This is a genomic window from Candidatus Accumulibacter sp. ACC003 (assembly GCF_907163085.1).
Classification (GTDB): Bacteria; Pseudomonadota; Gammaproteobacteria; order Burkholderiales; family Rhodocyclaceae; genus Accumulibacter.
In genome coordinates, this window is sequence record NZ_CAJQTX010000009.1 from 102498 (window position 1) to 129162 (window position 26665).

Consider the following 26665-nt stretch of genomic DNA (forward strand, 5'->3'; position numbering starts at 1 on the left):
ATGACCAACACCCTTGCCCGCCCGTCGCCGCTCGGCGTCGCCATCAGCCCGCCGACGCTGCGGAGCCACCTGACCTTCACCGTGCTCAGCGGCACGGTCTTGCTGGCGCTATTCACCCTCTTGCGCATCGCGCTGCTGACCTACAACCGCGAGCTGATCGGCAGCACGCCGACGACGACCTTTGTCGAGGCTTTTCACAACGGCTTGCGTTTCGATCTGCGGCTGCTGGTCTACGGCATCGCACCGCTGCTGCTGGCGCTGCTCAGCGTCCGCGCGATGGCCGCACGCCGCGTCTGGCGTTGGTGGCTGACGGCCTTCGCCAGCGGCACCCTGCTGCTCGGCATTAGCGAGCTCGATTTCTATCGCGAATTCCATCAGCGCCTCAACGGCCTGGTCTTCCAGTATTTCGAGGAAGACCTGGCGACGGTGGGAAGCATGTTGTGGAACGGCTTTCCGGTCGCTCGCTACCTGCTCGCCTGGGCCATCGCGACGTGGTTGCTGGCCAGGCTGTTCAAGGCCATCGACCTGCGCAGCCGACCGTCGCCGCTGCCGCCGCGGCAGCAGCCAGGCCACCCGCCGGCCTGGTACTGGCGGACCGGCGCCTTCCTGCTGTGCGCGCTGCTGGCCGTGATCGCCGCCCGCGGCCACTTGCGGCAGGGGCCGCCCCTGCGCTGGGGTGACGCCTATACCACCGATTCGATGTTCGCCAATCAGCTGGGCCTGAACGGCTCGCTGACACTGCTTTCGGCGGCGCAAGCCAGCTGGTCGTCACAGCGTGACAATGCCTGGCACGCGACGATGTCCGACCAACAGGCGCTGAGCATCGTCCGGAAACTGCTGCTGACGCCGCACGACCGCTTGGTCGACGCCGACCGCGCGGCGATCCGCCGCGACTTCACGCCACCCGCCGAACGCACGCTGCCGATTCGCAACGTTGTGGTAATCCTGATGGAAAGCTTCGCCGGTCACTTCGTCGGCGCGCTCGGTGGCCGCGGCGACATCACGCCGCACTTCGATCAGCTCGCCAAGGAGGGCCTGTTGTTCGACCGCTTCTTCTCCAACGGCACGCACACCCACCAGGGGATGTTCGCGACCATGGCGTGCTTTCCCAACCTGCCTGGCTTCGAATACCTGATGCGCACCCCCGAAGGCGCACACAAGTTCTCTGGCCTGCCGCAACTGCTCAGCGCTCGTGGCTACGACAATCTGTACGTGTATAACGGCAATTTCCAGTGGGATAACCAGTCGGGCTTCTTCAGCAACCAGGGCATGACCAACTTCATCGGCCGCGAGGATTTTGTTAAGCCGGTATACATGGACCCGACCTGGGGTGCCTCCGACCAGGACATGTTCGACCGCGCCGCCAACGAGCTGGCCAAGCTGCCCACCGACAAGCCCTTCTACGCGCTGCTGCAAACGCTCTCCAACCACACCCCGTACGCGCTGCCGAAAGATCTGCCAACCAGGCCGGTGACTGGCCACGGCAGCGCCGACGAGCACCTGACGGCGATGCGCTATGCCGACTGGGCGCTCGGTCAGTTCTTCGAGAAGGCGCGCCGGGCGCCGTACTACAAGAACACGCTATTCGTCCTGGTCGGCGACCACGGCTTCGGCAGCGAGCAGCAACTCACCGAAATGGATCTCTTCCGCTTCAACGTGCCGCTATTGCTGATCGCGCCGGGAATTCAGGAAAAGTTCGGCAGCCGCAGTCATCACGTCGGCACGCAGATCGACATCGTGCCGACGATCATGGGCCGCCTCGGCGGCACCGTACGTCATCAGTGCTGGGGGCGCGACCTGCTCAATCTGCCGGAAGGCGACCTCGGAATCGGCGTCATCAAGCCCTCGGGCGGCGAGCTGACGGTCGCGCTGATCACCCCGGAGCGAATCCTGATCGAACCCAAGGATTTCGAACCGCGGCTGTACAGCTACCAGCTTGGTGCCGATCCGAAAGCCGAACGGATCGCGATCGACCTCGCGCCTGATCTGAAGGAGAAGCTGGAAGCCTTTCTGCAAAGCGCCACGCGGAGCCTGTTGGACAATACCGCCGGCGTCGAGGACGCGCTGTCGCACAAGCCCTGAGCTGAAACACCGGCGCCTTGCCCGGCGCCAGGGCGATTGCCAGAAAAGGACGTAGGCGATGGCACCGGATTTTCGGTTGTCATCAAGGCGCGACAACAGGTACATCGTCGAACGATTTAACTGTTGTCGCCACACCGAATACGGGACGGGGCAAAAGACCAGCCAGATGGCTTGTCCTTTGCCAGAAATAGCCGTCAGTCCATCAGGCGGCGGGCGCTGGCGACGTCGCCGCGGTAGGCGTCGAAGATGCCGCGCAGCGCGTCCTCGAAAGCGACCTGTGGCGCCCAGTCGAGGTCGGCCATGGTGTTGGTGATCTTTGGCACGCGGTGCTGCGTGTCCTGGTAGCCCTTGCCGTAGTACGCGGCCGACGTCGTTTCGACGACGCTGACCTTGGCCGCCGAGTCGGCGTATTCGGGGTACTGCCGGGCGAGGTCGAGCATCAGCGTCGCCAGTTCGCGGATCGAGTAGTTATTCGCCGGATTGCCGATGTTGTAGATCTTGCCGTCGGCAATGCCATCGACGTTGGCGATGATCTTCATCAACGCGTCGATGCCGTCGCTGACGTAGGTGAAGGAACGCTTCTGCGCGCCGCCGTCGACCAGCTTGATCGGTTCGCCGCGGACGATGTGGCCGAGGAACTGGGTGATCACCCGCGACGATCCTTCCTTCGGCGTATGGATCGAGTCGAGGCCCGGGCCGATCCAGTTGAACGGCCGGAAGAGCGTGTATTGCAGGCCTTCCTGCTGGCCGTAGGCGTGGATCACGCGGTCCATCATCTGTTTGGCGCAGGCGTAGATCCAGCGTGGCTTGTTGATCGGGCCGTAGATCAGCGGCGACGTCTCGGGGTCGAATTCGGGGTCCTGGCTCATGCCGTAGACCTCCGAGGTCGATGGGAAGATGACGCGCTTCTTGTACTTGACGGCGTGCCGGATGATCGGCAGGTTGGCCTCGAAGTCGAGTTCGAAGACGCGCAGTGGCTCGGTGACGTAGGTCGCCGGCGTGGCGATGGCGACCAGCGGCAGGATCACGTCGCATTTGCGGACGTGGTACTCGATCCACTCCTTGCTGATCATGATGTCGCCTTCGAAGAAGTGAAAGCGCGGATCGTCGAGCAGGTCGGTGACGCGCTCGCGGTTGACGTCCATGCCGTGCACTTCCCAGTCGGTGGTCGCCAGGATGCGTTTGGAGAGGTGATGGCCGATGAAGCCATTGACGCCGAGGATCAGGATTTTTTTCATGGGGGCCAGAGTCAGGAGAGGAAGCGGACGCTGTTCTCGTCCAGGCGGGTGAAGCGATCGGCGGGCGCCGACCGACGTAGGGGTGCCGCTTGGCGTGCTGCAGCTGCGCGCCTCATTCGTTTGCTTCCAGAACGGCTTCGATCAGGTAGCGCGGGCGGCGGCGGACCTGCTGGTAGACGCGGCCGACGTATTCGCCGAGCAGGCCAATGCCGAACAGCGCCAGACCAATCAGGAAGAACATCAGCGCGAAGAGCGTGAACAGACCCTCGGCCTCGGGGCCGACGATCAGCCGGCGAACGATCAGCAGCACGAACAGCGCCGCCGAACCGAGCGAGACGACGATGCCGAGCATCGAAAACCATTGCAGCGGCACCAGCGAAAAACCGGTCATCAGGTCGAAGTTGAGGCGGATCAGGCTGTACAGCGAATACTTCGATTCGCCGGCGGCGCGCTCCTCGTGTTCGACGATCACCTCGGTGGGCTTGCTGGCGAAGGTGTAGGCCAGCGCCGGGATGAAGGTGCTGACTTCCTGGCACGAATTAATGGCGTTTACCACCCTGCGCGAATAGGCGCGCAGCATGTTTCCCTGATCGGTGATGCGGATGCGGGTGGTCTTCTCGCGCAGGTAGTTCACGGCCTTCGACGCGCTGCTGCGGAAGGCATTATCGTGGCGCCGCTGGCGGATGCTGCCGACGTAATCGTGGCCTTCGTGCATCTTGGTGATGAGCTTGCCTATTTCCTCGGGCGGGTTCTGCAGGTCGGCGTCGAGGGTGACGATGATCTGGCCGCGCGCGTGCTCGAAGCCGGCCATGATCGCCATGTGCTGGCCGGCGTTGGCGGCGAGCAGAATCGCGCGGGTGACGTCCGGACGCCGCTCGAACTGCTCGCGCAGCACCGCCGCCGAGCGATCGCTACTGCCGTCGTTGACGAAAATGAGCTCGTAGCTCGTACCGAGCGCGTCGAGCGCCGGGTACAGGCGGGCAAACAGCGACGGCAGGCCGTCCTCTTCGTTATAGACGGGAATAACGACCGAGATCTCGGGAGTAATCATGGTTGATCGCTTAAGGCTTTGGTGTCGAGTGTTCAAGCTTGACCGTGACGATCAGGGTGCGGCCGGCGCAATCCAATCCGGCCACCCTCATCGAACACTGCAGTGTAACGGTTCTTTCCCCAACATTCTGCGAGCGGCATCATCGCCAGCCCGCAGAGGCGTCAATGCGCCACGCCGAGCCCGGTCGGCCGTCGTGAGTTTACTCAATGGGCGCGCGTTGCCGGCCAATGTTTGAACACCTGCAGGCAGAAGAGAATGGCTACCGCAAGTCTCGTCACTATTTTTCTGTCGTGGGGGCAACTGTTTGTTTCAAACACGCCGTAGCGGACTCCTTGCAGCTTCGGTCAACGCCATACGCCGCGGCCAACTGCGCATCGTCATCGTAGAAATTGATAACCATTCTCGACGAGTCGACGACAGTTCTCGCAAAGCCGTATTGAGACCGTCCGAACAGCAAGCCTTGTTGATCTCTCGCCAGTGGATAGAGGCTCTTACCCCATCTCGTTATACACAACTCACTCAGCATAACGTGGCCGCCCGATGTGTCCTGACAAATAGTTGACTGATTTTGTCTGGTATACCCCTTGCTTTCCCTTTCCCATTTTCATAAGGATCGGGCGATGGCAAACTGGGCGGGAGACGAATTTGGCGGGGCTGAACTGGGGGACGGACGTCTGAGACGGAGGCTAATCAAACTGGCGACACGCTTTGCAGAGCAGCCGACGGCGAGCATACCAGGCGCCTGTGGGGATTGGGCGGAGACTGTGGCGGCGTACCGTTTCTTCGATCAGGCCCACGCTGGCAAGCGCGGGTTGAACTGGCAATCGATCCTGCAACCGCACATGGATTGCAGCCAAAGGCGCATGGCACAACACCCGGTGGTGTTGTGCCTTCAGGACACCACCGAACTGGACTTCAACGGTCAGGAGATCGAAGGACTCGGGCCGCTCTCGTACGAAGCCCAGCGCGGCATGTATCTGCACCCGACCTATGCGGTGACCCCGGAACGTGAACCGCTCGGGGTGATCGACGCCTGGATGTGGGCGAGAGAAGCGAAAGCGGCCGACGGAAGCCGGCCGGGCATCAGCGAGAGCACGCGCTGGATTGAAGGCTACGAGCGGGTCGCCGAAACCGCGGCGGGGATGCCACAAACGCGATTGGTCTATGTGGCCGACCGCGAAGCGGACATCGTCGGCCTGATGCAGCGCGCCCAGGCGTTGGGAACGCCGGCCGACTGGCTGATTCGCGCCAAACACAACCGCTGTTTGCCGCAAGGCGGCAAACTGTGGGCGGCAACTCTTGCCGAAGCGCCCCTCGGCGAGATCGAATTCACTCTGGCATCGCGGCACGGGCAGCCAAAACGGATCGTGCGCCAGCAGTTGCGAAGCCATGCGGTCGACCTCCCGGCTCGTGACACGGACGGCCGCCACATCAGAGTGACCTGCCTGATCGCCACGGAAATCGGGGCGCCCGCCGGCTGCAAGCCGGTCGAATGGCGCTTGCTGACCAATCGTAAAGTTGCCGATCTTGAGGCGGCCGTCGAATTGATCGACTGGTATCGCTGCCGCTGGGAGATCGAAACCTTGTTCCATGTGCTCAAGAACGGCTGCCGGGTCGAGGCCTTGCAACTGGGCAGCCAGAGCAAGCTGGAACTGGCTCTGGCGGTCTATCTGGTTGTTTCCTGGCGCCTTGCCCGCCTGATCCGCCTGGGACGCATCCACCCGCAGTGGCCTGCCGATCTGCTCTTCTCCGAAACGGAATGGGCCGGCGCCTTTATCCTCAACAAGAAGAAACCACCGAAGAAGGTGCCGAGCATTCGCGAGGTCATCCGTTTGATCGCGCAGCTCGGCGGATTCCTCGCCCGCAAGGGCGACGGCGAACCCGGCGTCAAATCCCTCTGGCTCGGCATCCAGCGCTTGCGTGATTTCGTCTCCGGCGTAGAGCATATGCGCGAGCTCCGTCATGTCATGTGAGTTGTGTATAACGGGATGCTCTTACCCCCAGCGCCAGAAATCACGTAGTACGGTTCGCCATCGCGAACGATGAGTTGTTGGTTGTGATCGTGACCAGCCATATAGAGGTCAACGTGGTTTTTCTTCAGTATCGGCAACAAGGCGGACACCAGCTCCGGCGTTTCGCCGTGTTTCCCGAAATTGCGAATCGGGTGATGCGCGGCAACGATCCGCCATGTCGCTTGACTGGCCGGTGGCGCGAACGATTCTTCTATGAAACGCAACTGCTTTGCCATGCCTTCCGGCGTCAGCACATTACTATCGACAAAAAAAACGCGCAGCAGGGGATGGCCATTGTCCGTGCCAAAATCCCTGCTGTAGTAGTGCCCCGGCATCTGCCATCGACCCGATCCCGCTTGCTTCCGAGAATACTGGATTTGCGCTTCGCCATATACCTGCACATCATGATTGCCGAGAACCGCATAGAATGGAATCGTCGCCAGCTTCGTCCCGGAATACATGTTTTCAAATTTCCAGTTCCACTGCCTATCCTCTGTCGACTGAATACCATCGTTATAGAAATTGTCCCCCAGAAAAATAACGAAATCGAGGTTGCCCGTTTTTTCCGCTACTTTTTCCATGCTGCGCGCCACACTCCATTGGTCAAGCCAGCCGGCGCCTTGGTCACCAAGGGCAAAGAACGAAATCCTCGTGGCAGTTACCGATGGGACGACCAGCGCTACCCGTTGCGGCGTTGACAACAGGTGATAGGCGAGGACCGCCAGGGTGGCGACACCAACAAGGCCGACAAGCATCGCCAGACGAATTGTGATTTTCCTAAGAGAGGCCATTGCGGCCTCTTTTTAGCAGCACACGGGCGCGCAAAGCCGAAGCCCTGGGTGCAGAACGATCTGCCATAAGCGAAATAAGCGGGTCGTTTGAAGACTTTCCCGCACCGTTCGCCGCTGCCGACCAGGGAAATGACCAAGAGATGCGACCGGCAGAAAACCTGGCCTGCCGGCGGTCCGCGAAAAACGACTTTCGATTCCTTGCGATCACGCCTTCAATTCCCATGGATATTCGCGAAGTAGCGAGACTAACTGTCGAGTCTTAACCGAGAATTAGGGCCGCAAAACGCATTGTTATTGCCGACTGCCAGAACGTCATTGACACGCTCCGGACGAATCGGCGGCGTTGAGCTGCACTTCGCAGGGCGGCAGTTGAAAAGAAATAAAGAGGTGTCAGAACCGCATCCGCAATCGATGACACCACTGCTGCACCACGGCAGTCGATAGCCGCTGCACGAAGCCTTCCTAGCGTTTGCCGCTGACATAGTGATAGTAGAGACTCCCATACTTCAAGCGAGCCTCGTCGGTGAGCCTCGACCAGTCAACAGGAGTTTGCTCGGTGATCAAGACCAGCGCGTCCGGGTTGTCGGCAATCAGTTTCCCCAGTTCTGCTTCCGTACTGACGACCGGCAATCGGCGCTGCAGATAGAAGGAGGTGGCGCCCTCGATACGCTCGCTGGGTTGATAGAGAGCCACAGCTCTTCCGTCAGCGGCGAAATCCGCCAATTTGGCCATCAGCGCTCTCGGCGATTGATCGTCGTCGTCGAGCGGCACGAGCACGCTGTAATAGGTGACATAGATGACGAGAATGGCTCCTGCGCAGCTGGCCACAAAATTGAAGACGCGCAACGCTGGAATCGAACGCCACATGATGACCAGCAGCGGTGTTGCCAGTACGGCTGTCAGAGCAGCCATTGAAGGAGAGTTAAGCTGAACCAGGCGGACAAGCAACAGCAGCGTCACTGCCGATAGAACGGCGGCCTGAAACGACACCAGCCATTTGATATGTTTTGCGAATTTCCCGGAAGTGGTTCTCGCATCCTGCTGCGCCCAGGCGACGACGAAGTGCGCCAGCAAAGCGGCGGCCGCCGGATAGAGCATGATCAGATACGAAGGCCGCTTGCCGGCCGCTATTGACAACAAGACGTACGGTGCCAGAATCCAGCAGACAAAAAACAGGACCCGCCGTTTTTTCAGAGCTATTTTCAACGATTGCCAGATGGCTATATACAGAAACAGGGACCAGGGTTGGAAGGTTTGCGGCAATTTCTTGAGGTAGAAATAGAAAGGTTCCGCATGCGACCCTTGCGCATATTCGCCATCGAAGCGCCCTACACTGTTGACCCATACCACCTCTTTGACGGCGGCAAATCCCTGGGACTTGTACAAGAACCACAACCAGACGAGGAGTGGCAACAAGCCAAGAAGGGTAAAGATCAGTGGCTGCAACCAGTTATTAACCGATAACCGCTTATCCAGAAAAATGGTCTCGGCCAGGAGATACGAAAAAATCACTACCCCGGGTACAGCGAGGCCGACCACGCCTTTGGTCAGCGTGGCAATGGCAATTCCCGCTGCAAACATGAACCAGAGAGCTCGCGAAGGCTTTTCACGCACAAAATAGAAAGACAGCAGAGCCAAGGAGACTCCAAAAGCGAGGAGCATGTCCTGGCCCGCCATCCGCGCATGCGCCCAGAAAGACTCCATGGTCAGCATAAAGAATCCGGACAGAAGGATCAGCCAGTCCTTTTGTTCCGAATGGCGATAGAAAAACACGAACAACAACACTATTCCGATTCCGGCGAAGGCCGACGGAAGGCGCGGCGCGAAGGGCTCATAGCCGAAAGCTTTCATTGACGCAGCTTGCAGCCAGTAGCTCAGAGGCGGTTTTTCGAGAAATGGTCGGCCATTCAGCGTTGGCACCAGAAATTGCTTGTTCTGGAGCATGTCTGCAGCCACGCCTGCTTCTCTCGGCTCAACCGATTCCCTGAGGTCGAAGCGGTTCAATCCGCTGAAGATCAACAAAAACGCGAACAGAACAACGAGTAGCACCGGCCTTGTCCAACCCGGCAAGCGAAAATCCATCGAAGCTTATCCTTCCGTCAGGGCAGTGTTGATCAAATTGCTTCTGGTCCCGAAGCGCACCGCCACGTCCTTGATTCGCGCAAACGACGCTTGCTCCGGGCTGCGGTCAATCGGCCCGTCGCGCATCGTCGTCAAAGTCGGAAGCCGCCATTCTGGAGGCGTCGACGGCGACACTCGAAAAGCCATGCTCCGGCGCTGCAAAAAGCAAGCCGTTTCCTGGCGTCGTTGGCAACTACGCAAGCGTCTTCCCGCCTCCTCCCAAGATGCCGTAGTAGCGTTCGCCGTCGCGGACAATCTGCCGGAAGCCGCCTGTTCTTTGGAATAGCGGCTTTCCGCCTGTGCATCGCTCGGCGCAATTGGCGGCAGGTACTGTTTGCCAGCGCGCATCCAAGTCACCGCCGCTTTCGAAAGGCGCCAAGAATAGGCGCCGACACTTAGCCGAGAATTAGGCGCGTGTGATCAGGGCGGCGCCCAGCAGGCGTGCGATGGAAAACTTGCGACGGTCGCTCTCGCCTGCGTCTCTGGCAGGGGCAACTCAGCCCGGCGGCGAGCTGTCTCGGGCGCGCGAAAGATTGCCGTGAAGCCTGGCCCCGGGGCAGAAACGGTGGCCGGTAGCGGCCGACAAACTGCGCCGTTTTCGGCCGAAGACATATAGAATCGAGGGCTCGCCGCCCGACAACCGGACCGCAGCGCCACGGCTGGCGGCAGCCGGATCGACACTGCAGCCCCTCCTGACGACCCTGGACCGAGCCGGCGTGGAGCGGCAAACTCGCCGAAATTCCAGATGACAACACCCCTGTCTACACCGCCTTCGAACGTGCCCGCGCCAACAGCTCGGCAGCTGCGACACGAAACCATGGCCGTTGCCGCCATTGCCTTGCTGCTGTTCACTTTTGCGCTATGGGGTCAGGAATTCGTCGGCTTTGAAACGCGCTTCGCCGTCTTTGCGAAAGAAATGCTGCGCCTGGGCGTCTCGATCTTTCCGAGAACCTACGGCGAACCTTATCCCGACTACCCGGCCACCTCGACACTGCTGATCTGGCTCGGCTCGCTGCCGCTTGGCGAGGTCAACAAGTTCACGGCAGTTCTTCCCACGGCGATGGCCAGCGCGCTCAGTCTGGCGCTGAGCTACCGTCTGCTGAGTGGTGTGTCACGGCAATGGGCATTCGTCGCGGTATGCTTTTCGCTGTTAACCGCGACCTTTCTCGCCGAGGCACGCTCGATTTCACTCGATCAGATGCTGGCGACGATCACCCTGGCGTGCTTCGTGCTGGTTTATCGCGACGGCAATCAAACAATCGGGGCGACGCGCCCCCTGCCCTGGCTTCTCGCCTTGTTCGTGCTCGGCTTTGCGATTCGCGGCCCGATGGGCATCGTCATTCCGGTTGGCGTCGTCTGCAGCTATTACGCGCTGAGCAATCAGTGGCGGGCAGTATTCAAGGTCGGCCTGCCGGCCTTGGCGCTATTGATCGCGTGCTGGTTCGTGCTGCTTCATCTTGCCAGAATCGAAGGCGGCGAAGACTTCGTCAAGGACGTCATCCGGATGCAGGTGACCGGCCGCCTCAGCGGTAGCGCCGACGCCTTGCCAGGCTACTATTACCTGCTCAACAGCCTGGCCAACTTCGCACTGAGTTTCCCGGCGGCGTTGATCGTCAGCGTGAGCGTGTTGAGCACGTCGCTCCCTTACCTGCAATTTCCCTGGCTGCGAAAAGCGTCCACCGCGACGTGGGATCCTGCGTTGCGCATGGCGGCATTGATGGCGGCGTGGCTGCTATTGATATTGATCGGCCTGTCGATTCCGGAAACCAAGAAGGCCCGCTACCTGCTGCCAGCGGTTCCGGCGATGGCCGCGCTGGCCTCCTACGTGTTCGTCGATCAAGGCAACAAGGCGCTGTCGATCGTTTACCAGCTGCTGCAAAAGCTCTTGCTCGCGCTGCCGGCACTGCTGATCGCGCTGGTCCTGTTCGCGCAGCACTATGCGCGCAAGCAGCAGCTCGGCGTCGACATCAACGCCGGCTTGCTGCTCAGCCTGCTGGCCGGCGCTCAGCTGGTGTCATTGCTCGCGCTGCGCCGGACGCTGACCCGCGCTCGACGCGATCAGATCATCGTCGCCGTCGCCGCCTTCGCTTTCTGGCTGAGCAATGTCTATCTGCGCGAACCCGCCGAACTGCAGCTCCACTCGGCGCGGCCTTTTGTCGAGGCCGTCGAGGAACTGCGCCGAGTCAATCCTGCGCCGCTGGTCCTGTACGGCATCAACAAGGACGGCCCGGCGATTATCTACCACGTCAATGTGGCTGGCGAATTCAAGCCGCAGTTCATCAGCCAAGCCGAGCAACTCGCCAGCCTGCGCTATCCGCTCTACCTGCTGATCAGTGACAAGGCCGGCAAGTCGCTGGCCGGCGCAAGCAGCGGTGACGCAGCGCTTGAATGGCCACAGCCGGTCTGGCGGGGGCTATTCCGCGACGGCGCCTACAGCGTCTACTACCTGCAACGCCCGCCGCCGTGATTGCCGGGCAAGTCACTGCGGCTTACCGCCGCTGACAGTCCTGGTCGATTGCCGATCCGCCGGCTCGCCGACACGAACGGCCAGAACGTCGCTTAGCGGCGCTGGTGCCAGATTCCGCTGATGGGACGCGCCTGCGCGTCGCCCGTCGCCATCGGCGCGACGTCAAAGATCGCTTCGATGGTTCGCAGCAGGTCGTAGTGGTCGTAACGGGCGTGTACATCACCGGGAATGACATCGTCCCCCCAGAGCACGGCGTAGACGCGATCGTGGTCGCCCGGCAGGTGCCACCATTTCCCGTCGCCCTCGTCAAAGATGACAATCAGCAACACCTCGCGCCTGAAGTCGGGATCGTCGATCAGGGCGGCAAAATTCTTTTCGAGCCAGGCGTCTGCGTCGCGCAGCGGTTTGTCGTGTACATCGTGTTCGAGGTTCGGAATGACCAGCGAGAAGCGGGGCAGCGTGCGTGCCTTGGCGGCGATCAGGAACTCGTCGAAACCGGTGACGTGCTCGCGACAGAAATCCGGGTTGTCCTGAACGTCGGAGAAGCTCAGGAATGGCAAGTGCTTGCGGGCGTAGGCGCCAATAACCGGGCGCAGATCGCAGCGGCCGCTGGGGTAGCCTTCGGCGTAGGCCATCCACGACTTCAGCTTTTGCCCCAAGTGCGGACGATCGAGTTTGACCAAGGAATTATCGACCACTCCCTCGGTACTGCCGGAAATCAGTGCCACATAGTTGGGCTGGGAATGCTTGGCAATGGCATGGTAGTTGGCAAGATAAGCGCCCGAGTCGGCAAGCATCCCGAGAAATTTCCCGGCGCGCGCCACGTCCGCATGAGTGTTCTCGAGGACAACGAGAACGACCTTGCTGGCGACGGGTTTGTGAAACTCGGCGGACAATTCTCCGGCCGGCGGCGACCGGGTCACTCCCCAAACGACGAGGATCGCCAGCAGCACGGCGGCCAGCAGCAGTTTGCGTAACATCTTGATATTTCCTTGCACGAGAGGTCGCTCGGAAGGCGAGCGCGGGACGCCCCTGGCCGGCGGCAGGCGTCCGGAAATTTGCTGGCGGGGACAGAACTCGCAGTGTACGCGACGTCGCTCCGGCCGCGTCACCCGATCCGTAAATCCGAACAACTTTCGCATCGATTGATGGCCGCAATCGACTGGAAACGATGCGAAGGCGTCGTGCACGAGCATCGGCAAACGCTGGGAACTCCCTTTCGGCCAGCGCTGCACCTGCCGCACCGTCGCCACCGGGCCCGCAGGCGAATCGATGCATGCCGATGTCGGGCTCTACAGGACTTTCGCCCGCACTTGCAATACGCACCTGCTTCCGGAACAATAACCAAGCGCTTGCTTGCTTAACAATTGATCGCCATTCTCCGGATACCCCATATGAACCAGTTCACCGACACGAAGCTGCCCCCACCGCAACCCGCCCCCTACCCGCAGCTGCTCGCCCCGCTCGATCTCGGCTTCACGACGCTGAAGAACCGCGTCCTGATGGGCTCGATGCACACCGGGCTCGAGGAGACGAAGAACGGTTTCGAGCGCATGGCAGCCTTTTATGCCGAGCGCGCCCGCGGCGGCGTCGGGCTGATCGTCACCGGTGGCTATTCGCCCAACCTCGCCGGCCGCGTCTACCACTTCGGTTCGCAGCTGAGCTTTTCGTGGCAGCTGCGCAAGCACCGCCTGATCACCGAGGCCGTACATGCCGCCGGCGGCAAGATCGCGCTGCAGATCCTGCATACCGGCCGCTATGCCTATCACCCGCTGAACGTCGCGCCGTCGAAGCTGCGCGCGCCGATCAACCGCTTCACGCCGCGCGCGCTGACGCAGTGGGGAATCCGCAAGACGATCGCCGACTACGTCCGCTGCGCCGAGCTGGCACAGAAAGCCGGCTACGACGGCGTCGAGATCATGGGTTCCGAGGGTTACCTGATCAACCAGTTCATCGCCCAGCAGACGAACCAGCGCAGCGACCAGTGGGGCGGCTCGTTCGAGAACCGCATCCGCTTCGCGGTCGACATCGTGCGCTCGACGCGCGAGAAAGTCGGGCCGAACTTCATCATCATCTTTCGCCTGTCGATGCTCGATCTGGTCGAGGGCGGCAGTAGCTGGGACGAGGTGGTGCAACTCGCGCAGGCCATCGAGGCCGCCGGCGCGACGCTGATCAATACCGGCATCGGCTGGCACGAGGCGCGCATCCCGACCATCGCCACGATGGTCCCACGCGCCGCTTTCGCCTGGGTCACCAGGCGGCTGAAGGGTTCGGTGAACATTCCGCTAATCACCACCAACCGCATCAACACGCCCGAAGTAGCCGAGGACGTGCTCGCCTCGGGCAGCGCCGACATGGTCTCGATGGCCCGTCCCTTCCTTGCCGACGCCGATTTCGTCAACAAGGCGGCGGCCAACCGAAGCGACGAGATCAACACCTGCATCGCCTGCAACCAGGCGTGCCTGGACCACATCTTCAACGGTCGGCTGAGCTCGTGCCTGGTCAATCCACGCGCCTGCCACGAAACCGAGCTGATCATCGAAAAGACCCGCTCAGCCAAGAAAATCGCCGTTGTCGGCGCCGGACCGGCGGGTATGGCCTGCGCGACGACCGCCGCCGAGCGTGGCCACCAGGTGACGCTGTTCGACGCCGCCGAGCAGATCGGCGGCCAGTTCAACATCGCCAAGAAAATCCCCGGCAAGGAGGATTTCGCCGAGACGCTGCGCTACTTCGGCCGGCGCATCGAGACCAGCGGCGTGACGCTGCAGTTGAACCAGCGCGTCGATGCCGAACTGCTCAAGGCCGGCGGCTTCGAGCACGTCGTGCTGGCCACCGGCATCACGCCGCGGTTGCCGGCTATCGCCGGAATCGACAGCGACCAGGTAGCAAGCTACGTCGATATCGTCGAAGGCCGCAAAGCGGCCGGCAAGAGCGTCGCCATCATCGGCGCCGGCGGCGTCGGCTTCGACATCGGCGAGTTCCTGACGCACGCGCATGACGAGCGCAGCGAAGCAGAACGTTTCAACGACGAATGGGGTATCGACGCCAGCTACGCGCATCGCGGCGGCCTCAAAGCGCCGCTCGACGAAGCCGCGCCGCGGCAGGTCTTTCTGCTGCAGCGCAAGTCGTCGAAGGTCGGCGAGGGCCTGGCCAAGACCACCGGCTGGATTCGCCGGACGCTGCTCAAGAAGCGCGGCGTGCACATGATCGGCGGCGTGAACTACCAGCGCATCGACGCCGCCGGCCTGCACATCAGCGTCGATGGCCAGGCACGGACGCTGCCGGTCGACAGCATCGTCGTCTGCGCCGGCCAGGAATCACGCCGCGAACTTCTCGCCCCGCTGCAAGCCGCCGGCATCGCCGTGACCTTGATCGGCGGCGCCGACGTCGCCGCCGAACTTGACGCCAAGCGCGCCATCGACCAGGGGACGCGGGTCGCCGCGGCGCTGTGATGATCGCCCGCCTCGACCACCAGCTGGCGCAAGCCACCGCGCAGCAGCTGCGTCGCCACGCTCGGCCTTGAGCCAATGCCCAGACGAAAAGCAGAAACAGGACTTGAACCCAATCGCCGCGCCGAACTACTGCGTGCAGCCGCCCGGCTGTTCGTCGACAAGGGCTTCGACGCGACCACCACGCGCGACATCGCCGACGCTGTCGGAATGCGTTCGGGCAGCCCCTTCTACCACTTTCGCAGCAAACACGAACTCCTCAAGACGGCGATGGTCGAGGGACTAGACGCCGGCTACGCGCGCCTGCTCGCCGCCATCGACGGCATCACCGACGCCGAGCAGCGGCTGCGCGTACTGGTGCGCACGCATCTCGGCACACTGCTCGAAGGCGAGTGCCATTCGCCGATGCTGCTCGGCGAAACGCGCGCCCTCGACGCCGCCGCACGTGTCGAGATCGCCGCCGCCTTCGACCGCTATCAAGTGCCATGGCAGGCAACGCTCGACGAACTGGCGCAAGCCGGCACAATCGCGTCCGCCGCGTCGCCGGTACGACTGCTGCTGTTCGGCATGCTCAACTGGTCGAAACACTGGTATCGTTCTGACGGCAAGCTCTCGCTGGATGAACTCGCCGACAGCGCGGTCGCACTGCTACTCGGTGGCATGATGACAAGCACGCGGCCCAGTCGGCATGTGCCGGCAACCGAGCCATAAACCAGCAAGGCATCAGTGCTGCCGTAGCGCGAGCGAGCAAGCTAAGCCGATCATGAAAGTCTCTTTGCTACGGCAAACGCCACACCCTGGATTTCTTCACTTCGTTCGCAATGACGGCTACTTCGTGTGCAACGACGGCTTCGCCCGCCCCACCGTCATCACTGCGAGGAGCGCAGCGACGCGGCAGTCCAGCGCCACTTTCTCGCCAGCCATTCGCGCGACTTTCGATCAGCGAACGCGACTCTCACACCAGGAGCACCCATGACCACGACGCGCGACTTCGATCTGCAGCCAACACTGATCGGCGAAGCGATGTCTCTTCGCCCATTACACCCCGACGATTTCGAAGCGCTCTACGCGGTGGCTGCGGATCCGGCGATCTGGGAGCAGCATCCAGAACCCCTGCGCTATCAGCGAGCGGTCTTTGCAGGCTTCTTTGCCAACGCACTGGCCTCCGGCGGGGCGCTGGTGGCCAGCGACAAAGCTTCGGGCGCGCTTATTGGATCTTCGCGCTACTACGACTGGCATTCGGACGAGAGCGAAGTCGCCATCGGCTTTACCTTCCTGGCCAGAAGCCACTGGGGCGGCGCCAGCAACCGCGAGATGAAGCAACTGATGCTCCAGCACGCCTTCCGTTGGGCGAAAGTCGTCTGGTTCCACATCGGCGCGACCAACTGGCGTTCACGCCGGGCAATGGAAAAGATTGGCGGCCAACTGTCACACGAGGCCAGCGTCGAAGCGAACGGCGTCGCACACGACTACGCCTTCTACAGAATCGAAGCGCTACCCTGAGCTGGCAAGCATGGCCGACACGATGCCCGACCCCATGGCAAGGCTTTACACAGTTTTACCGTAATTCCCGCCATTTCGGGCCCCCCATCCCGGCTAATTGCCTAGACTGCATCCCTGACCTGCATTGACGATAAGTCGCTTACGGGCGCATGGCCCGCGACCTTGTCAACGGCAAAGAACAAGCGGCCTCCACCAGAGGGCACGCAGGGGACTGACGCAGACGCGGCAAGAATCTCGGGCATGATTCTGCTTGCCGGCTCCGTCTTGTGATTTCATGGAAAAAAGAGGAGCACATCATGAGCAGTAGCGTTGGCGGCATTGGTAGCAACATGGCGATAGATCCGCGCGAGATGCGCGGCACGAAACGCCCGGACCCGGCACAAATGGCCGACGCCCTGTTCTCCCAGCTGGACTCGGCAAAGCAGGGTTACATCGAAAAGTCAGACCTGCAGGCGGGCTTCGCAAAAGCCTTTTCGTCGTCGTCGGCAAGCTCATCAGCCGCAGCGGCAAGCGCCACGTCCGACAGCGCGTCAGCGGCCAACGATTTGTTTGCCAAGCTTGACGCGAACGGCGACGGCAAGGTCACCAAGCAGGAGTTTTCCGATACGCTGAAACAGATCGGTGAGCAGCTAGACAGCCAGCTGATGCATGCGCGCACGACGGCAGCGATGGCACAGGGTGGCGGCGACGGGACGCAAGCCATGAACGGCCGCCCGCCCCCACCCCCACCCGCAGGCGCAGGGTTGAGCAGGGAAGAGCTGAGCAGCGTGGCAAGCGAAACCGCGACCTCGAATAGCGATCTCTCCAGCAAGCTGACAGCGCTGGTGACGAATTTTGATCAGGCCGACACCGATGGCGACGGCAAGGTCAGCTTCCAGGAGGCACAGGCCTACCAGGAAAAAATCGCTGCCGTCACGTCCTCCGGGTCGGCATCGTCGGCGGCCAGCAGCACAGCGAACAACGCCGACAGCGGCTCGGACGCCCGACTGATCTCACAAATTGCCCGCCTGATCGACGCCTACGGCATCGGCGATGGCAGCCGCGGCGGTGCGTCTGCGATGTTGGCCAGCGCCTGAGCCTCACCAAGCGGGAACAGCTAGCGCCAGGGAAATGAACGGGCGCCGACAAAACTGGCGGCGGCTCGGGCAAGCACGGTAAAACGCAGATAGCAGCACGCCGCCGACCGTTGGCTGACGCCGGCGTGCTCGCAACGTCTCGTCAGATCGCCCCCTCTTGCCGCAGCCGATCGATCGCCGCCTGCTCCCAGCCGAGTTCGCCGAGAATCGCATCGGTGTGCTGCCCGAGCGCCGGCACGGCGTCCATGCGCGGCGTGAAGCTATCGACTTGGCCGGGCGGCAGCAGCGCCGGGATCGGGCCGGCCGGCGTGTCGACTTCGCACCAGCGCCCGCGCGCCGCGAGCTGCGGGTGCTCCCAGACCTCGTGCATGTCGTTCATCCGCGCGTTGGCGATCTGCGCCGCGTCGAGCTTGGCGATCAACTGTTCGGAGCTGAGCAGCGCGAAGCACTCGTCGATCAGCGCGCGCAGTTCGTCACGCGCCTGCGTGCGCCGCAAGTTCGAGCAGAAGCGCGCATCGCTGGCGAGTTCCGGGAGATCAAGGACACGGCTGCAGAACACCTGCCACTCGCGCTCGTTCTGCAAGCCGAGCATCACCGTCTTGCCGTCGCCCGCCGTGAACGGGCCATAGGGGAAGATCGTCGCGTGCGCGGCGCCGGCGCGCGGCGGTGGCGGCGCGCCGTCGAAGGCGTAGTACAGCGGATAGCTCATCCACTCGACCATGCTTTCGAGCATCGACACGTCGATATGGCAGCCGCGCCCGCTGCGAGCGCGCTGCAGCAGCGCGGCGAGGATCTGGCTGTGCGCGTACATCGCCGCCGAAATGTCGGCGACCGAGCAGCCGGCCTTGGCGGGCGCATTGGCCGCGCCGGTCACCGACAGGAATCCCGATTCGCTCTGGATCAAGAGGTCGTAGGCTTTCTTGTCGCGATACGGGCCGTCGCTGCCGTAGCCCGAGATGTCGCAGACGATCAGCCGCGGATGCTGCTCGCGCAGCGTCTCGTACGACAGGCCGAGGCGCGCCGCGGCGCCGGGCGCCAGGTTCTGCACCAGCACGTCGGCCTGCGCCAGCAGCTTCGCCAGGATCGCCGGCGCCTCGGCGTGCTTAAGGTCGAGCGTCAGGCTCTCCTTCGAACGATTGGTCCATACGAAGTGCGACGCCAGGCCGCGCACGCGCTCGTCGTAGGCGCGCGCGAAATCACCGCTGCACGGCCGCTCGACCTTGATCACGCGGGCGCCGAGGTCGGCCAGCTGGCGGGTACAGAACGGCGCCGCGATGGCGTGTTCGAGGGTAAGCACGGTGATGCCGTCGAGGGGGCGCATGGCAGTCCTTCTAGAATGAGCGCGGCAGCCCGAGCAGGTGCTCGGCGACGTAGGAAAATATCAGGTTGGTCGAGATCGGCGCGACCTGATAAAGGCGCGTCTCGCGGAACTTGCGCTCGACGTCGTACTCGCTGGCGAAGCCGAAGCCGCCGTAGGTCTGCAAGCAGACGTTGGCCGCTTGCCACGACGCCTTGGCGGCCAGGTACTTGGCCATGTTGGCCTCGGCGCCACACGGCTGCTGCGCGTCAAAAAGCGCACACGCCTTGAAGCGCATCAGATTGGCCGCTTCGACTTCGATAAACGCTTCGGCAATCGGAAACTGCACGCCCTGGTTCTGGCCGATCGGCCGGTCGAAAACGACGCGCTCTTTGGCGTAGCGGCTGGCGCGGTCGACGAACCAGTAGCCGTCACCGATGCACTCGGCGGCGATCAGCGCGCGCTCGGCGTTGAGACCCTCGAGGAGGTACTTGAAACCTTTGCCCTCCTCGCCAATGAGGCTCTCTTGCGGAATCTCGAGATTGTCGAAAAACAACTCGTTGGTCTCGTGATTGACCATGTTGGCAATCGGTCGCACGCTCAGGCCATTGCCGACCGCCTGCCGGAGATCGACGATGAATATCGACATCCCGGCCGATTTCTTCGCCACCTCGGCGAACGGCGTCGTGCGCGCCAGCAGAATCATCAGGTCCGAGTGCTGGACGCGCGAAATCCACACCTTCTGGCCGTTGACCACATAGCGGCCGTCTTTCTTGACCGCGCTGGTCGTGATACGCGTGGTGTCGGTGCCGGCGCCGGGCTCGGTGACCGCCATCGACTGGATGCGCAGCTTGCCGGCGGCGATGTCGGGCAGGTATTTCGCCTTCTGCGCCGCGCTGCCGCTGCGCAGCAGCGTGCCCATGTTGTACATCTGGCCGTGCACGGCAGCGGCGTTGCCGCCGCTGCGGTTGATCTCTTCCATGATCACGCTCGCCGCGGTCAAGCCGAGACCCGAGCCACCGTACTCCTCGGGAATCATCGCCGCCAGCCAGCCGGCGCCGATCAGCGCGTCGACGAAAGCCTCGGGATAGCCGCGCTGCTCGTCGATCCGGCGAAAATACGCGTCCGGGAATTGCCCGCACAGATCGCGGACGGCGTCGCGGATTTCCTGGTGTTCGTCGGAGCTGTCGAGCATCGTCGTCTCTTGGCGGTGTGGTGGTTTTGGCTACAGCGGTTCGCCGGTGAGTGGCGACCGCATGCGTGCGCACCGTGAGAGATTAGCAGGGCTCGAACGTTTACTGAATCGGCAATTCCTCACGACGCCCGCCGCTGACCGTCGCCACCGCGGCAAGCGCTCATCGCCGCCGCCCGCAAGCCCGCCTGCTCGCAAAGGCGGGCTTGTCGGTTTGGCGATAATTGCCGGTGGCGGGCGCCGCTTACGGCATCAAACGGGCGGCGTGCCGGCGGGTTTCCCCGGTTGCGGCGCTTCGCGCTTTAAGCGGTTGAGCAGCGGCAGAAAGGCCAGCACGACGCCAATCCCGCTGATGATCACGAAACTGAGAAAAAAATCGATGACGCTCAGGATCAGCGCGCCTTCGAGCGTGTCCGGAATGATCGCGGTCATGGCTGCCTCGTGGTAACGGTTATGGCCGCAGCCCCAACGCCGACTGGCGCCGTGGCTGCGACTATGAAAAGGTAATGGCTCGGGTGCGCCATGCTCAACTCCCCACGCCCAACAGAGCCAGCAGGATACCGCCCGAGATGGCGGTGCCGAATACACCGGCCAGATTGGGGCCCATGGCATGATAGATGAGAAAATTCTGGGGGTTTTCCTGGTGCGCGACGATGTGTGCAACGCGCGCCGCGATCGGTACGGAGGCGATTCCCGCGGAGCCAATCAAGGGATTGATCTTGGTCTTCAGGAACAGATTCATGATCTTTGCGGTAATGACGCCAGAAGCGGTACCGACGAGAAAAGCCAGCAGGCCGAGGACGACGATCTCGAGCGTCTGAATAGTCAGGAACTTGTCCGCCGCCATGGTCGAGCCGATGGCCACGGTGAGGATGATGATGATGATGTTCATCATCGGACCGGCGGCAGTCTTGGCCAGCCGCTCGGTCACGCCGACCTCTTTGAGCAGGTTGCCGAGCATGAGCATGGTGATCAACGGTGCCACCGGCGGAAAAAACAGGTTGACGATGATCGCGATGACGAGGGGAAAGGCGATCTTCTCGAGCTTGCTGACCTTGCGCAGGAGCGCCATGCCGATCTGTCGTTCGGCCTTGGTGGTCAGCAAGCGCATAACCGGTGGCTGGATCATCGGCATCAGCGCCATGTACGAGTACGCGGCGACGGAAATCGGGCCCAGCAAATGCGGCGCGAGCTTGACCGCTACGAAGATCGCCATCGGCCCATCGGCGCCACCAATGATCCCGATCGCGCCCGCCTCGCTGAGGGTGAAGCCGAGTAGCTTGGCCAAAATCAAGGCCGCGAATATTCCCAGGTGCGCTCCCGCGCCGAGAATCACCAGGCGCGGATTGGCGATCATCGGCCCAAAGTCGGTCATCGCCCCGACACCAAGAAAAATCAGCGGCGGCAGGATCAGCTTGACGACGCCCAGGTAGGCGTAGTGGAACAAGCCGCCCTCCTTCACCGCGTACAAGAGTGCCGAGATGGCTTGCCCGCCGGGGACGTCGTCGGGCGGCCCGGGAACGTTGGCGACGATGCACGAAAACCCGATGCCGACCAGCAGCAGCGGCTCGTAGTCTTTGGCGACCGCCAGATAGATCATGATCATGCCAACGACGATCATTATCAGGTTGCCAAACGAAAAGTGGACCGCCCCCGTCTGATCGAGGAGGGCCTGGAGAAACATCAGAATCTGTTCGAGCAAAGCACACCTTCCTTTTTTTTTTTAGCGGCCGGCCACTTCCGGAACGCTGTCAACTGGAGCCACGCAAGCTGGCGAACGACCGCTGCTTTTCCCCGGCAGCGTCGCGAGAGGCAGTATAGGTCGCGCCATTGCAGGCGAAACTAGGGTTATCCCTAGTTTCGCCACCCCCTCTCGGGCGCTCGTGCTAAGGTGCTCGGGTCTCGCAGCCGGGACGGGAATGGCATGCCGACAGCGCTCGTCGGCCGCTGCAGGGCGGATTATTGAAGGGGCCGAGTAATGCAATGCACAGTCGAGCAGCAGGCACGGCCGCCGAGTAGCGGGGCCTGTCAACGCTGGGTCGGCGGCCGCCCGGCGGCGACGATCGCCCTGACGCTGGCACTCGTCGTTCTCGTCGCCGCGCTCGACTACGCGACCGGCTACGAGTTGCGCCTGGCCATTCTCTACCTGATCCCGATCGCTTTCGCCACATGGGCCGGCGGCACCCGTGCGGGAGTCGTCATCGTCGCCGTGTCAACGCTGTCGTGGCTGGCGAGCTTTCGCTCAATGAACCCTTATTCCGGCGTCGTCTTCTTCTACTGGGAAGGCGTGGTAATGGTCGCCATGTACCTCACTGTGGTCGTATTGCTGGCGCGCTTGCGCGTCGCGCTGAGCGAAGCGGACGCGCGCTTCTTCCGGGTCCTGGAGGAGTTACATGCCGCGGTCTACGTCGCGGACGAGGACAGCGGCGCAGTTCTCTACGCCAACCGTGGCCTCTTGCGCCTACTCGACGGCGAGCCGCAGGCACTCGGCGGCAAAGCGCTGGACGAGCGCTTTGGCTGCCGTGACAGCCGCACCGGCGCATCGCACGGCGCGCGTAGCGAAGCGGCAGGGACCGCCTTCGTCGCGGCTGAAGTGCGCGACCAGAGCAACGGCCACTGGTATCTGGTGCAGGCTGGGCCGATTCCGTGGAATGGCGGTCAACGCGTCAGCCTGAAGGTGATCACCGACATTTCCGAACAAAAAAACGCCCAGACCTTGAAGCGTCAGCATCAGGAAATGCTCCACCAGACCACCTATCTGGCGGCGCTTGGCGAAATCGCCACATCGCTGGCGCACGAAGTCAATCAGCCGCTGACGGCCATCGCCAGCTACAAGGACGCCTGTCTCCGAATGCTGGCGGCGACCGATGTTGACCGCAAGCAACTGGTCGCCGCGATGAAACGCTGTCGCGAGCAGGCGCTGCGGGCAGGGCGCATCATCGGCCGAGTACGCGACTTCGTGCGCAGCCGGCGCCCGCATCCGAGCCAATGCGATATCAATGCACTCCTCCGGGAAGCCCTGGAACTCATGGAAACACAACTGGAGGACAGCGCGGTGACCGTCGAGCTATCCTTGTCCGACGCGCTGCCGATCAACCATGCCGATCGAACTCTCCTCGTCCAGGTGATCGTCAATCTGATCCAGAATGGCATCGACGCCATGGCGACGTCGCCGCCGTCGCGCCGCAAGCTATCGGTGTCAACCGCCACGGCCGCCGACGGAAGCTTTGTCGTGGCAGTCGCGGATCAAGGTGTGGGAATTTCGCAAGCCATCGAAGAACGCCTCTACCTGCCGTTCGTAACCACCAAGTCGCAGGGCCTGGGCCTGGGATTATCGATCTGCCGCTCGGTCGTCGAGGCGCACGGGGGCCACCTCGGGCACAGCGCAAACGCTGACGGCGGCGCTACCTTCCACTTCAGCCTGCCGCCGGAGCCTGACTGATGGAAAGCCGGGAGAGTGAGCCGACGGTCTTTGTCGTCGACGACGACGCCGCCGTTTGCGATGCAATTGCCATGCTCCTGCGCGCCGCCGGGATGCGCGTCGAAACCTTTCGCTCGGCGCTGACCTTCTTGAAGGCACATCGCGCCGGCCGCAGCGGCTGCCTGGTCCTCGACATCCGCATGCCCGGCATGAGCGGACCCGAACTCCAGGATGAGCTGCACAAGCGCCGGCAGCAGATTCCCATCGTCTTTCTCACCGGCCACGGCGATGTCCCGCTGGCCGTCCGCGCGTTGAAGAAGGGAGCCGTCGATTTCATCGAGAAGCCGCCTGAGGAAGAACGGCTGGTGCTGGCCGTGCTCAACGCGCTGCATGTCGATCGCGAGCGGCGCCAGGCGGCGAATCGCTACGACCACACGCCCCCGGATGTGACGGCCAGACTGCGAACGCTCAGCGAACGCGAGCGCGAAGTCTTGCACCAGGTTCTGGACAGCAAGCCAACTCGCCAGATCGCCGAGCAGCTGCGGATCAGCGTCAAGACCGTCGAGTTTCATCGTGCCCGCATCCGAGAGAAGATGGGCGTCGCCCGGCTGGCGCAGTTATTCAGCCTGTTACTACCCGCTGGCGACAAGGACTGAACCGGCAAGGCGCAATCAATCAGCGCCCGCAGGAAAGCCGCGAGCCCAAGCCGCGGCGCCCCCGCCCCCGCTCTATGCCATATTCCTACCCCATGCGCGAACCCAGCCAGAACGCCAGCGCCGACGCCGACGCCGACGCCGCAAACTCCGCCACTGCTTTCGTCGCGCGTTGGCGCGCGGCCGACGGTTCCGAGTTCACCAGCTACCAGCTCTTCGTCACCGACCTCTGCCACTTGCTCGAAGTGCCCTCGCCCGACCCGGCGCGCGAAGACACCCGCGACAACGCCTACGTCTTCGAGCGGCGGGTGACTTTTCGCCACGGTGACGGCAGCACGTCCAGCGGCCGCATCGACCGCTACAAGCGTGGCCATTTTATTCTCGAAGCCAAGAAAATCAGGCTCACCGCCGCCAGCAAGGGCTTCGACGACGCGCTGCAGCGTGCCCGCGGCCAGGCCGAAGGCTACGCCCGCGCGCTGCCCGTCGACGAGGGCCGGCCGCCTTTCCTGATCGTCGTCGACGTCGGCCGGGTGATCGAGCTGTACGCCGATTTCACGCGCTCGGGCGCCACCTACACGCCCTTCCCCGACCCGCGCTCGCATCGCATCAGGATCGCCGACCTCGCCGACCCTGACATCCGCGCGCGCCTGCAAACGCTGTGGCGTGAGCCGCTGGCGCTCGACCCGGCGCGCGCCTCGGCGCGCGTCACGCGCGAAATTGCCGGGCATCTGGCGAAGATCGCCCGGGCCCTCGAAGCCGCCGGCCAGCACCCCGAAATCGTCGCCGGCTTCCTCAGCCGCTGCCTGTTCTCGATGTTCGCCGAGGACGTCGGCCTGCCGCCGACCAGCGTCGCGCGCGTGCCCTGGTCAGCGGCGCTCCCCGAGCAGGTCGCGGCGGTCGCGGGCGTGCTCGGGGAGCGCTGCTGACGAGCGCCGACAGCCGCTCGGGCTGAGCGAAGTCGAGCCTACTGCAGCGCGCCCGGCGACAGCGGCTTGCCGGCCGGCAAGGCGCGACTGCCGGCCGGGAGCTTGAACTCGGCGCTGGGGGTCAGGCTCTGCTCGCCGACGAAGCCCGGCGAGGTCGCGGTGCCGCGCAAGGGCGAGTTGCTCGGCAAGGCGAATGGCAGGCCGTCGCGATCGCTCAGCGCCGAGCGGTCGACGCTGACGTTGCCGTTGTAACGGCCGGGTGCCTGCGGCGCGAAAGAGCCCTGGCCAACGAGCAGATTGTTGACCGCCCAAACCTCGACTCCGGACGCCATCCGCGCAGTCCAGACGTGCAGGAAGCGCCCGCCAGACCAGCCGTCGATCAGCGTGTTGTGCGCCAGGTAGAGCACGTTCTCAGGCCAGCGCTGCCCTTCCGCTCCGTAGGCAATCAAGTCGCGATTATCGGTCTTGTCGGTCTGGCCGATGATGTTACCGATGACCCACGCCAAACCGCCGTTGGGAAACTCCAGCTCGTACGAAGCACGGCCGTCGCCACCGTCGACGAGCATGTTGTAGCGGATGTCGCTTTCGCGCGCCCGCGACTTGATCAGGTGGCCGCGAAAGCCCTGCTCCAAGCGGCTGCCGCGAACGCTCAGCCTGGCGATGCTGCCGGCGTAGAGCAGGTGGTGCAGCGCACCGGCGTGCGTCGGTGCCTGACCAAATTCACTGTCCTCGACCTCGAGCACCGCGGTCGCAGAATTACCGGTGAGGATACCCATCTCGTTGTCGAAGAAGGCGCAGCGAACGACGCGCAGGTGGCCATTTTCGAAACGAATCCCGGCGCCATTGCCGTCGGCAACGCGAACGCCGCGAAACTCGATATTCTCGATCAGCATGTCGGCGTTGCGGACCACCCACAGCGCCTTGCCTTCGGCGCTAGCGCCATCGGCAATGAGCACCGGGCGCTGGCCAACGCCCCTGATCGTCAGCCGCGCTTGCGTCCACAGCACCGCCTGCTGTCGGTACACGCCCGAGCGGATCTCGACGGTGTCGCCGTCGCGCGCGATGCGTGCCGCTTCCTGGATGCTCGAGACCTGCTCAAGCGGGCCGACGACGATGGTCTTGCCGCTGGCCACCGCGGCCGGCGCTTTCGGCGCCGGCGGCTGGCCCGGCGCGGCGCGCTTGAGCGCCTCCGGGACGACGCCCGGCGCGGCGGCGCCTGACGGCGTCTCGGCTGGCGCCTTGAATACCTCCAACTGACCGCGCTCGTTGCGACGAATGCTGCCCAGCTCGGCGGGCTCGCTCGGCAGTTCGCCGGCGAGAACGGCGGTCGCCAGGGAGCTCAGGATCAGCACGGCAGGGAAGCGGTGTCGGTCGTTCATGGCATCC

Annotated in this window: 20 protein-coding genes; 10 read left to right on the top strand and 10 right to left on the bottom strand. The window is 63.1% G+C overall.

Annotated elements, in window-relative coordinates:
• Positions 1-2082 (top strand): LTA synthase family protein, encoded by a 2082-nt coding sequence (locus QZ656_RS18940; RefSeq protein WP_291994845.1) that lies wholly within the window; start codon positions 1-3, stop codon positions 2080-2082.
• A gap of 194 nt (positions 2083-2276) precedes the next feature.
• Here the strand turns inward: QZ656_RS18940 and QZ656_RS18945 are convergent, their stop codons facing one another.
• Positions 2277-3320 carry a bifunctional UDP-4-keto-pentose/UDP-xylose synthase gene (locus QZ656_RS18945; RefSeq protein WP_291994846.1) on the bottom strand — a complete coding sequence of 348 codons (1044 nt, stop codon included), beginning with the start codon at positions 3318-3320 and terminating at the stop codon, positions 2277-2279.
• Between the two features lie 112 nt (positions 3321-3432).
• The gene (locus tag QZ656_RS18950) at positions 3433-4371 is read right to left on the bottom strand and encodes a glycosyltransferase (protein ID WP_291994847.1); all 939 of its coding nucleotides are present in this window, start codon (positions 4369-4371) and stop codon (positions 3433-3435) included.
• Between the two features lie 620 nt (positions 4372-4991).
• Here QZ656_RS18950 and QZ656_RS18955 point away from each other — a divergent pair.
• Positions 4992-6344, top strand: a complete 1353-nt coding sequence (locus QZ656_RS18955; protein ID WP_291991684.1) for an IS4 family transposase — start codon at positions 4992-4994, stop codon at positions 6342-6344.
• On the opposite strand, the gene QZ656_RS18960 is transcribed toward QZ656_RS18955, so the two are convergent.
• Both QZ656_RS18960 and QZ656_RS18965 read right to left on the bottom strand, forming a co-directional pair.
• The gene (locus QZ656_RS18960; RefSeq protein ID WP_291994848.1) at positions 6332-7174 is read right to left on the bottom strand and encodes a metallophosphoesterase; all 843 of its coding nucleotides are present in this window, start codon (positions 7172-7174) and stop codon (positions 6332-6334) included. The genes QZ656_RS18955 and QZ656_RS18960 overlap by 13 nt on opposite strands.
• Before the next feature lie 462 nt (positions 7175-7636).
• A complete protein-coding gene (locus QZ656_RS18965; RefSeq protein WP_291994849.1) occupies positions 7637-9256 on the bottom strand; it encodes a glycosyltransferase family 39 protein in 1620 nt (539 codons plus the stop codon).
• Positions 9257-10112: 856 nt separating this feature from the next.
• Between QZ656_RS18965 and QZ656_RS18970 the strand changes: the two genes are divergently transcribed.
• Positions 10113-11762, top strand: a complete 1650-nt coding sequence (locus QZ656_RS18970) for a glycosyltransferase (protein WP_291994850.1) — start codon at positions 10113-10115, stop codon at positions 11760-11762.
• Between the two features lie 92 nt (positions 11763-11854).
• On the opposite strand, the gene QZ656_RS18975 is transcribed toward QZ656_RS18970, so the two are convergent.
• On the bottom strand, positions 11855-12742 hold the full coding sequence (locus QZ656_RS18975; RefSeq protein ID WP_291994851.1) for an alkaline phosphatase family protein: 888 nt from the start codon (positions 12740-12742) through the stop codon (positions 11855-11857).
• Between the two features lie 414 nt (positions 12743-13156).
• Between QZ656_RS18975 and QZ656_RS18980 the strand changes: the two genes are divergently transcribed.
• The 4 genes from QZ656_RS18980 (at position 13157) to QZ656_RS18995 (ending at position 17790) form a co-directional block, all read left to right on the top strand.
• Complete coding sequence (locus tag QZ656_RS18980) at positions 13157-15214, top strand: NADPH-dependent 2,4-dienoyl-CoA reductase (RefSeq protein WP_291994852.1); 2058 nt, start codon at positions 13157-13159, stop codon at positions 15212-15214.
• 75 nt (positions 15215-15289) lie between these two features.
• Positions 15290-15922: a TetR/AcrR family transcriptional regulator gene (locus tag QZ656_RS18985; RefSeq protein ID WP_291994853.1), complete on the top strand. Its 633-nt coding sequence runs from the start codon at positions 15290-15292 to the stop codon at positions 15920-15922.
• Between the two features lie 261 nt (positions 15923-16183).
• The gene (locus QZ656_RS18990) at positions 16184-16714 is read left to right on the top strand and encodes a GNAT family N-acetyltransferase (RefSeq protein WP_291994854.1); all 531 of its coding nucleotides are present in this window, start codon (positions 16184-16186) and stop codon (positions 16712-16714) included.
• Between the two features lie 329 nt (positions 16715-17043).
• Complete coding sequence (locus tag QZ656_RS18995; protein ID WP_291994855.1) at positions 17044-17790, top strand: EF-hand domain-containing protein; 747 nt, start codon at positions 17044-17046, stop codon at positions 17788-17790.
• A 142-nt stretch (positions 17791-17932) separates the two neighbouring features.
• Here QZ656_RS18995 and QZ656_RS19000 read toward each other — a convergent pair whose 3' ends face one another.
• From QZ656_RS19000 to QZ656_RS19015, 4 genes are all read right to left on the bottom strand, one after another.
• Complete coding sequence (locus tag QZ656_RS19000) at positions 17933-19111, bottom strand: CaiB/BaiF CoA-transferase family protein (protein ID WP_291994856.1); 1179 nt, start codon at positions 19109-19111, stop codon at positions 17933-17935.
• Between the two features lie 10 nt (positions 19112-19121).
• Positions 19122-20282, bottom strand: coding sequence for an acyl-CoA dehydrogenase family protein (locus tag QZ656_RS19005; protein ID WP_291994857.1), 1161 nt, complete (start codon positions 20280-20282; stop codon positions 19122-19124).
• A gap of 249 nt (positions 20283-20531) precedes the next feature.
• Complete coding sequence (locus QZ656_RS19010; protein WP_291994858.1) at positions 20532-20711, bottom strand: hypothetical protein; 180 nt, start codon at positions 20709-20711, stop codon at positions 20532-20534.
• A 94-nt stretch (positions 20712-20805) separates the two neighbouring features.
• Positions 20806-21981 (bottom strand): sodium ion-translocating decarboxylase subunit beta, encoded by a 1176-nt coding sequence (locus QZ656_RS19015; RefSeq protein WP_291994859.1) that lies wholly within the window; start codon positions 21979-21981, stop codon positions 20806-20808.
• A gap of 276 nt (positions 21982-22257) precedes the next feature.
• Between QZ656_RS19015 and QZ656_RS19020 the strand changes: the two genes are divergently transcribed.
• The 3 genes from QZ656_RS19020 (at position 22258) to QZ656_RS19030 (ending at position 25279) form a co-directional block, all read left to right on the top strand.
• Positions 22258-23721, top strand: coding sequence for an ATP-binding protein (locus QZ656_RS19020; RefSeq protein WP_291994860.1), 1464 nt, complete (start codon positions 22258-22260; stop codon positions 23719-23721).
• Positions 23721-24356, top strand: a complete 636-nt coding sequence (locus QZ656_RS19025) for a response regulator (RefSeq protein ID WP_291994861.1) — start codon at positions 23721-23723, stop codon at positions 24354-24356. Before QZ656_RS19020 ends, QZ656_RS19025 begins: the two co-directional genes overlap by 1 nt.
• A gap of 92 nt (positions 24357-24448) precedes the next feature.
• Positions 24449-25279, top strand: coding sequence for a type IIL restriction-modification enzyme MmeI (locus QZ656_RS19030; RefSeq protein ID WP_366522203.1), 831 nt, complete (start codon positions 24449-24451; stop codon positions 25277-25279).
• A gap of 38 nt (positions 25280-25317) precedes the next feature.
• Here QZ656_RS19030 and QZ656_RS19035 read toward each other — a convergent pair whose 3' ends face one another.
• A complete protein-coding gene (locus QZ656_RS19035; protein WP_291994862.1) occupies positions 25318-26658 on the bottom strand; it encodes a hypothetical protein in 1341 nt (446 codons plus the stop codon).
• Between the last annotated feature and the right edge of the window lie 7 nt (positions 26659-26665).

Bases quoted from the DNA above. Each gene is read 5' to 3' on its own strand.
- QZ656_RS18940 (WP_291994845.1), top strand. From the start codon at position 1: ATGACCAACACCCTTGCCCGCCCGTCGCCGCTCGGCGTCGCCATCAGC.
- QZ656_RS18995 (WP_291994855.1), top strand. From the start codon at position 17,044: ATGGCGATAGATCCGCGCGAGATGCGCGGCACGAAACGCCCGGACCCG.
- QZ656_RS18955 (WP_291991684.1), top strand. From the start codon at position 4,992: ATGGCAAACTGGGCGGGAGACGAATTTGGCGGGGCTGAACTGGGGGAC.
- QZ656_RS18965 (WP_291994849.1), bottom strand. From the start codon at position 9,256: ATGGATTTTCGCTTGCCGGGTTGGACAAGGCCGGTGCTACTCGTTGTT.
- QZ656_RS18980 (WP_291994852.1), top strand. From the start codon at position 13,157: ATGAACCAGTTCACCGACACGAAGCTGCCCCCACCGCAACCCGCCCCC.
- QZ656_RS18945 (WP_291994846.1), bottom strand. From the start codon at position 3,320: ATGAAAAAAATCCTGATCCTCGGCGTCAATGGCTTCATCGGCCATCAC.
- QZ656_RS18970 (WP_291994850.1), top strand. From the start codon at position 10,113: ATGGCCGTTGCCGCCATTGCCTTGCTGCTGTTCACTTTTGCGCTATGG.
- QZ656_RS18960 (WP_291994848.1), bottom strand. From the start codon at position 7,174: ATGGCCTCTCTTAGGAAAATCACAATTCGTCTGGCGATGCTTGTCGGC.
- QZ656_RS18985 (WP_291994853.1), top strand. From the start codon at position 15,290: ATGCCCAGACGAAAAGCAGAAACAGGACTTGAACCCAATCGCCGCGCC.
- QZ656_RS18950 (WP_291994847.1), bottom strand. From the start codon at position 4,371: ATGATTACTCCCGAGATCTCGGTCGTTATTCCCGTCTATAACGAAGAG.
- QZ656_RS19005 (WP_291994857.1), bottom strand. From the start codon at position 20,282: ATGCTCGACAGCTCCGACGAACACCAGGAAATCCGCGACGCCGTCCGC.
- QZ656_RS19020 (WP_291994860.1), top strand. From the start codon at position 22,258: ATGCAATGCACAGTCGAGCAGCAGGCACGGCCGCCGAGTAGCGGGGCC.
- QZ656_RS19000 (WP_291994856.1), bottom strand. From the start codon at position 19,111: ATGCGCCCCCTCGACGGCATCACCGTGCTTACCCTCGAACACGCCATC.
- QZ656_RS18990 (WP_291994854.1), top strand. From the start codon at position 16,184: ATGACCACGACGCGCGACTTCGATCTGCAGCCAACACTGATCGGCGAA.
- QZ656_RS19025 (WP_291994861.1), top strand. From the start codon at position 23,721: ATGGAAAGCCGGGAGAGTGAGCCGACGGTCTTTGTCGTCGACGACGAC.
- QZ656_RS19010 (WP_291994858.1), bottom strand. From the start codon at position 20,711: ATGACCGCGATCATTCCGGACACGCTCGAAGGCGCGCTGATCCTGAGC.
- QZ656_RS19035 (WP_291994862.1), bottom strand. From the start codon at position 26,658: ATGAACGACCGACACCGCTTCCCTGCCGTGCTGATCCTGAGCTCCCTG.
- QZ656_RS18975 (WP_291994851.1), bottom strand. From the start codon at position 12,742: ATGTTACGCAAACTGCTGCTGGCCGCCGTGCTGCTGGCGATCCTCGTC.
- QZ656_RS19030 (WP_366522203.1), top strand. From the start codon at position 24,449: ATGCGCGAACCCAGCCAGAACGCCAGCGCCGACGCCGACGCCGACGCC.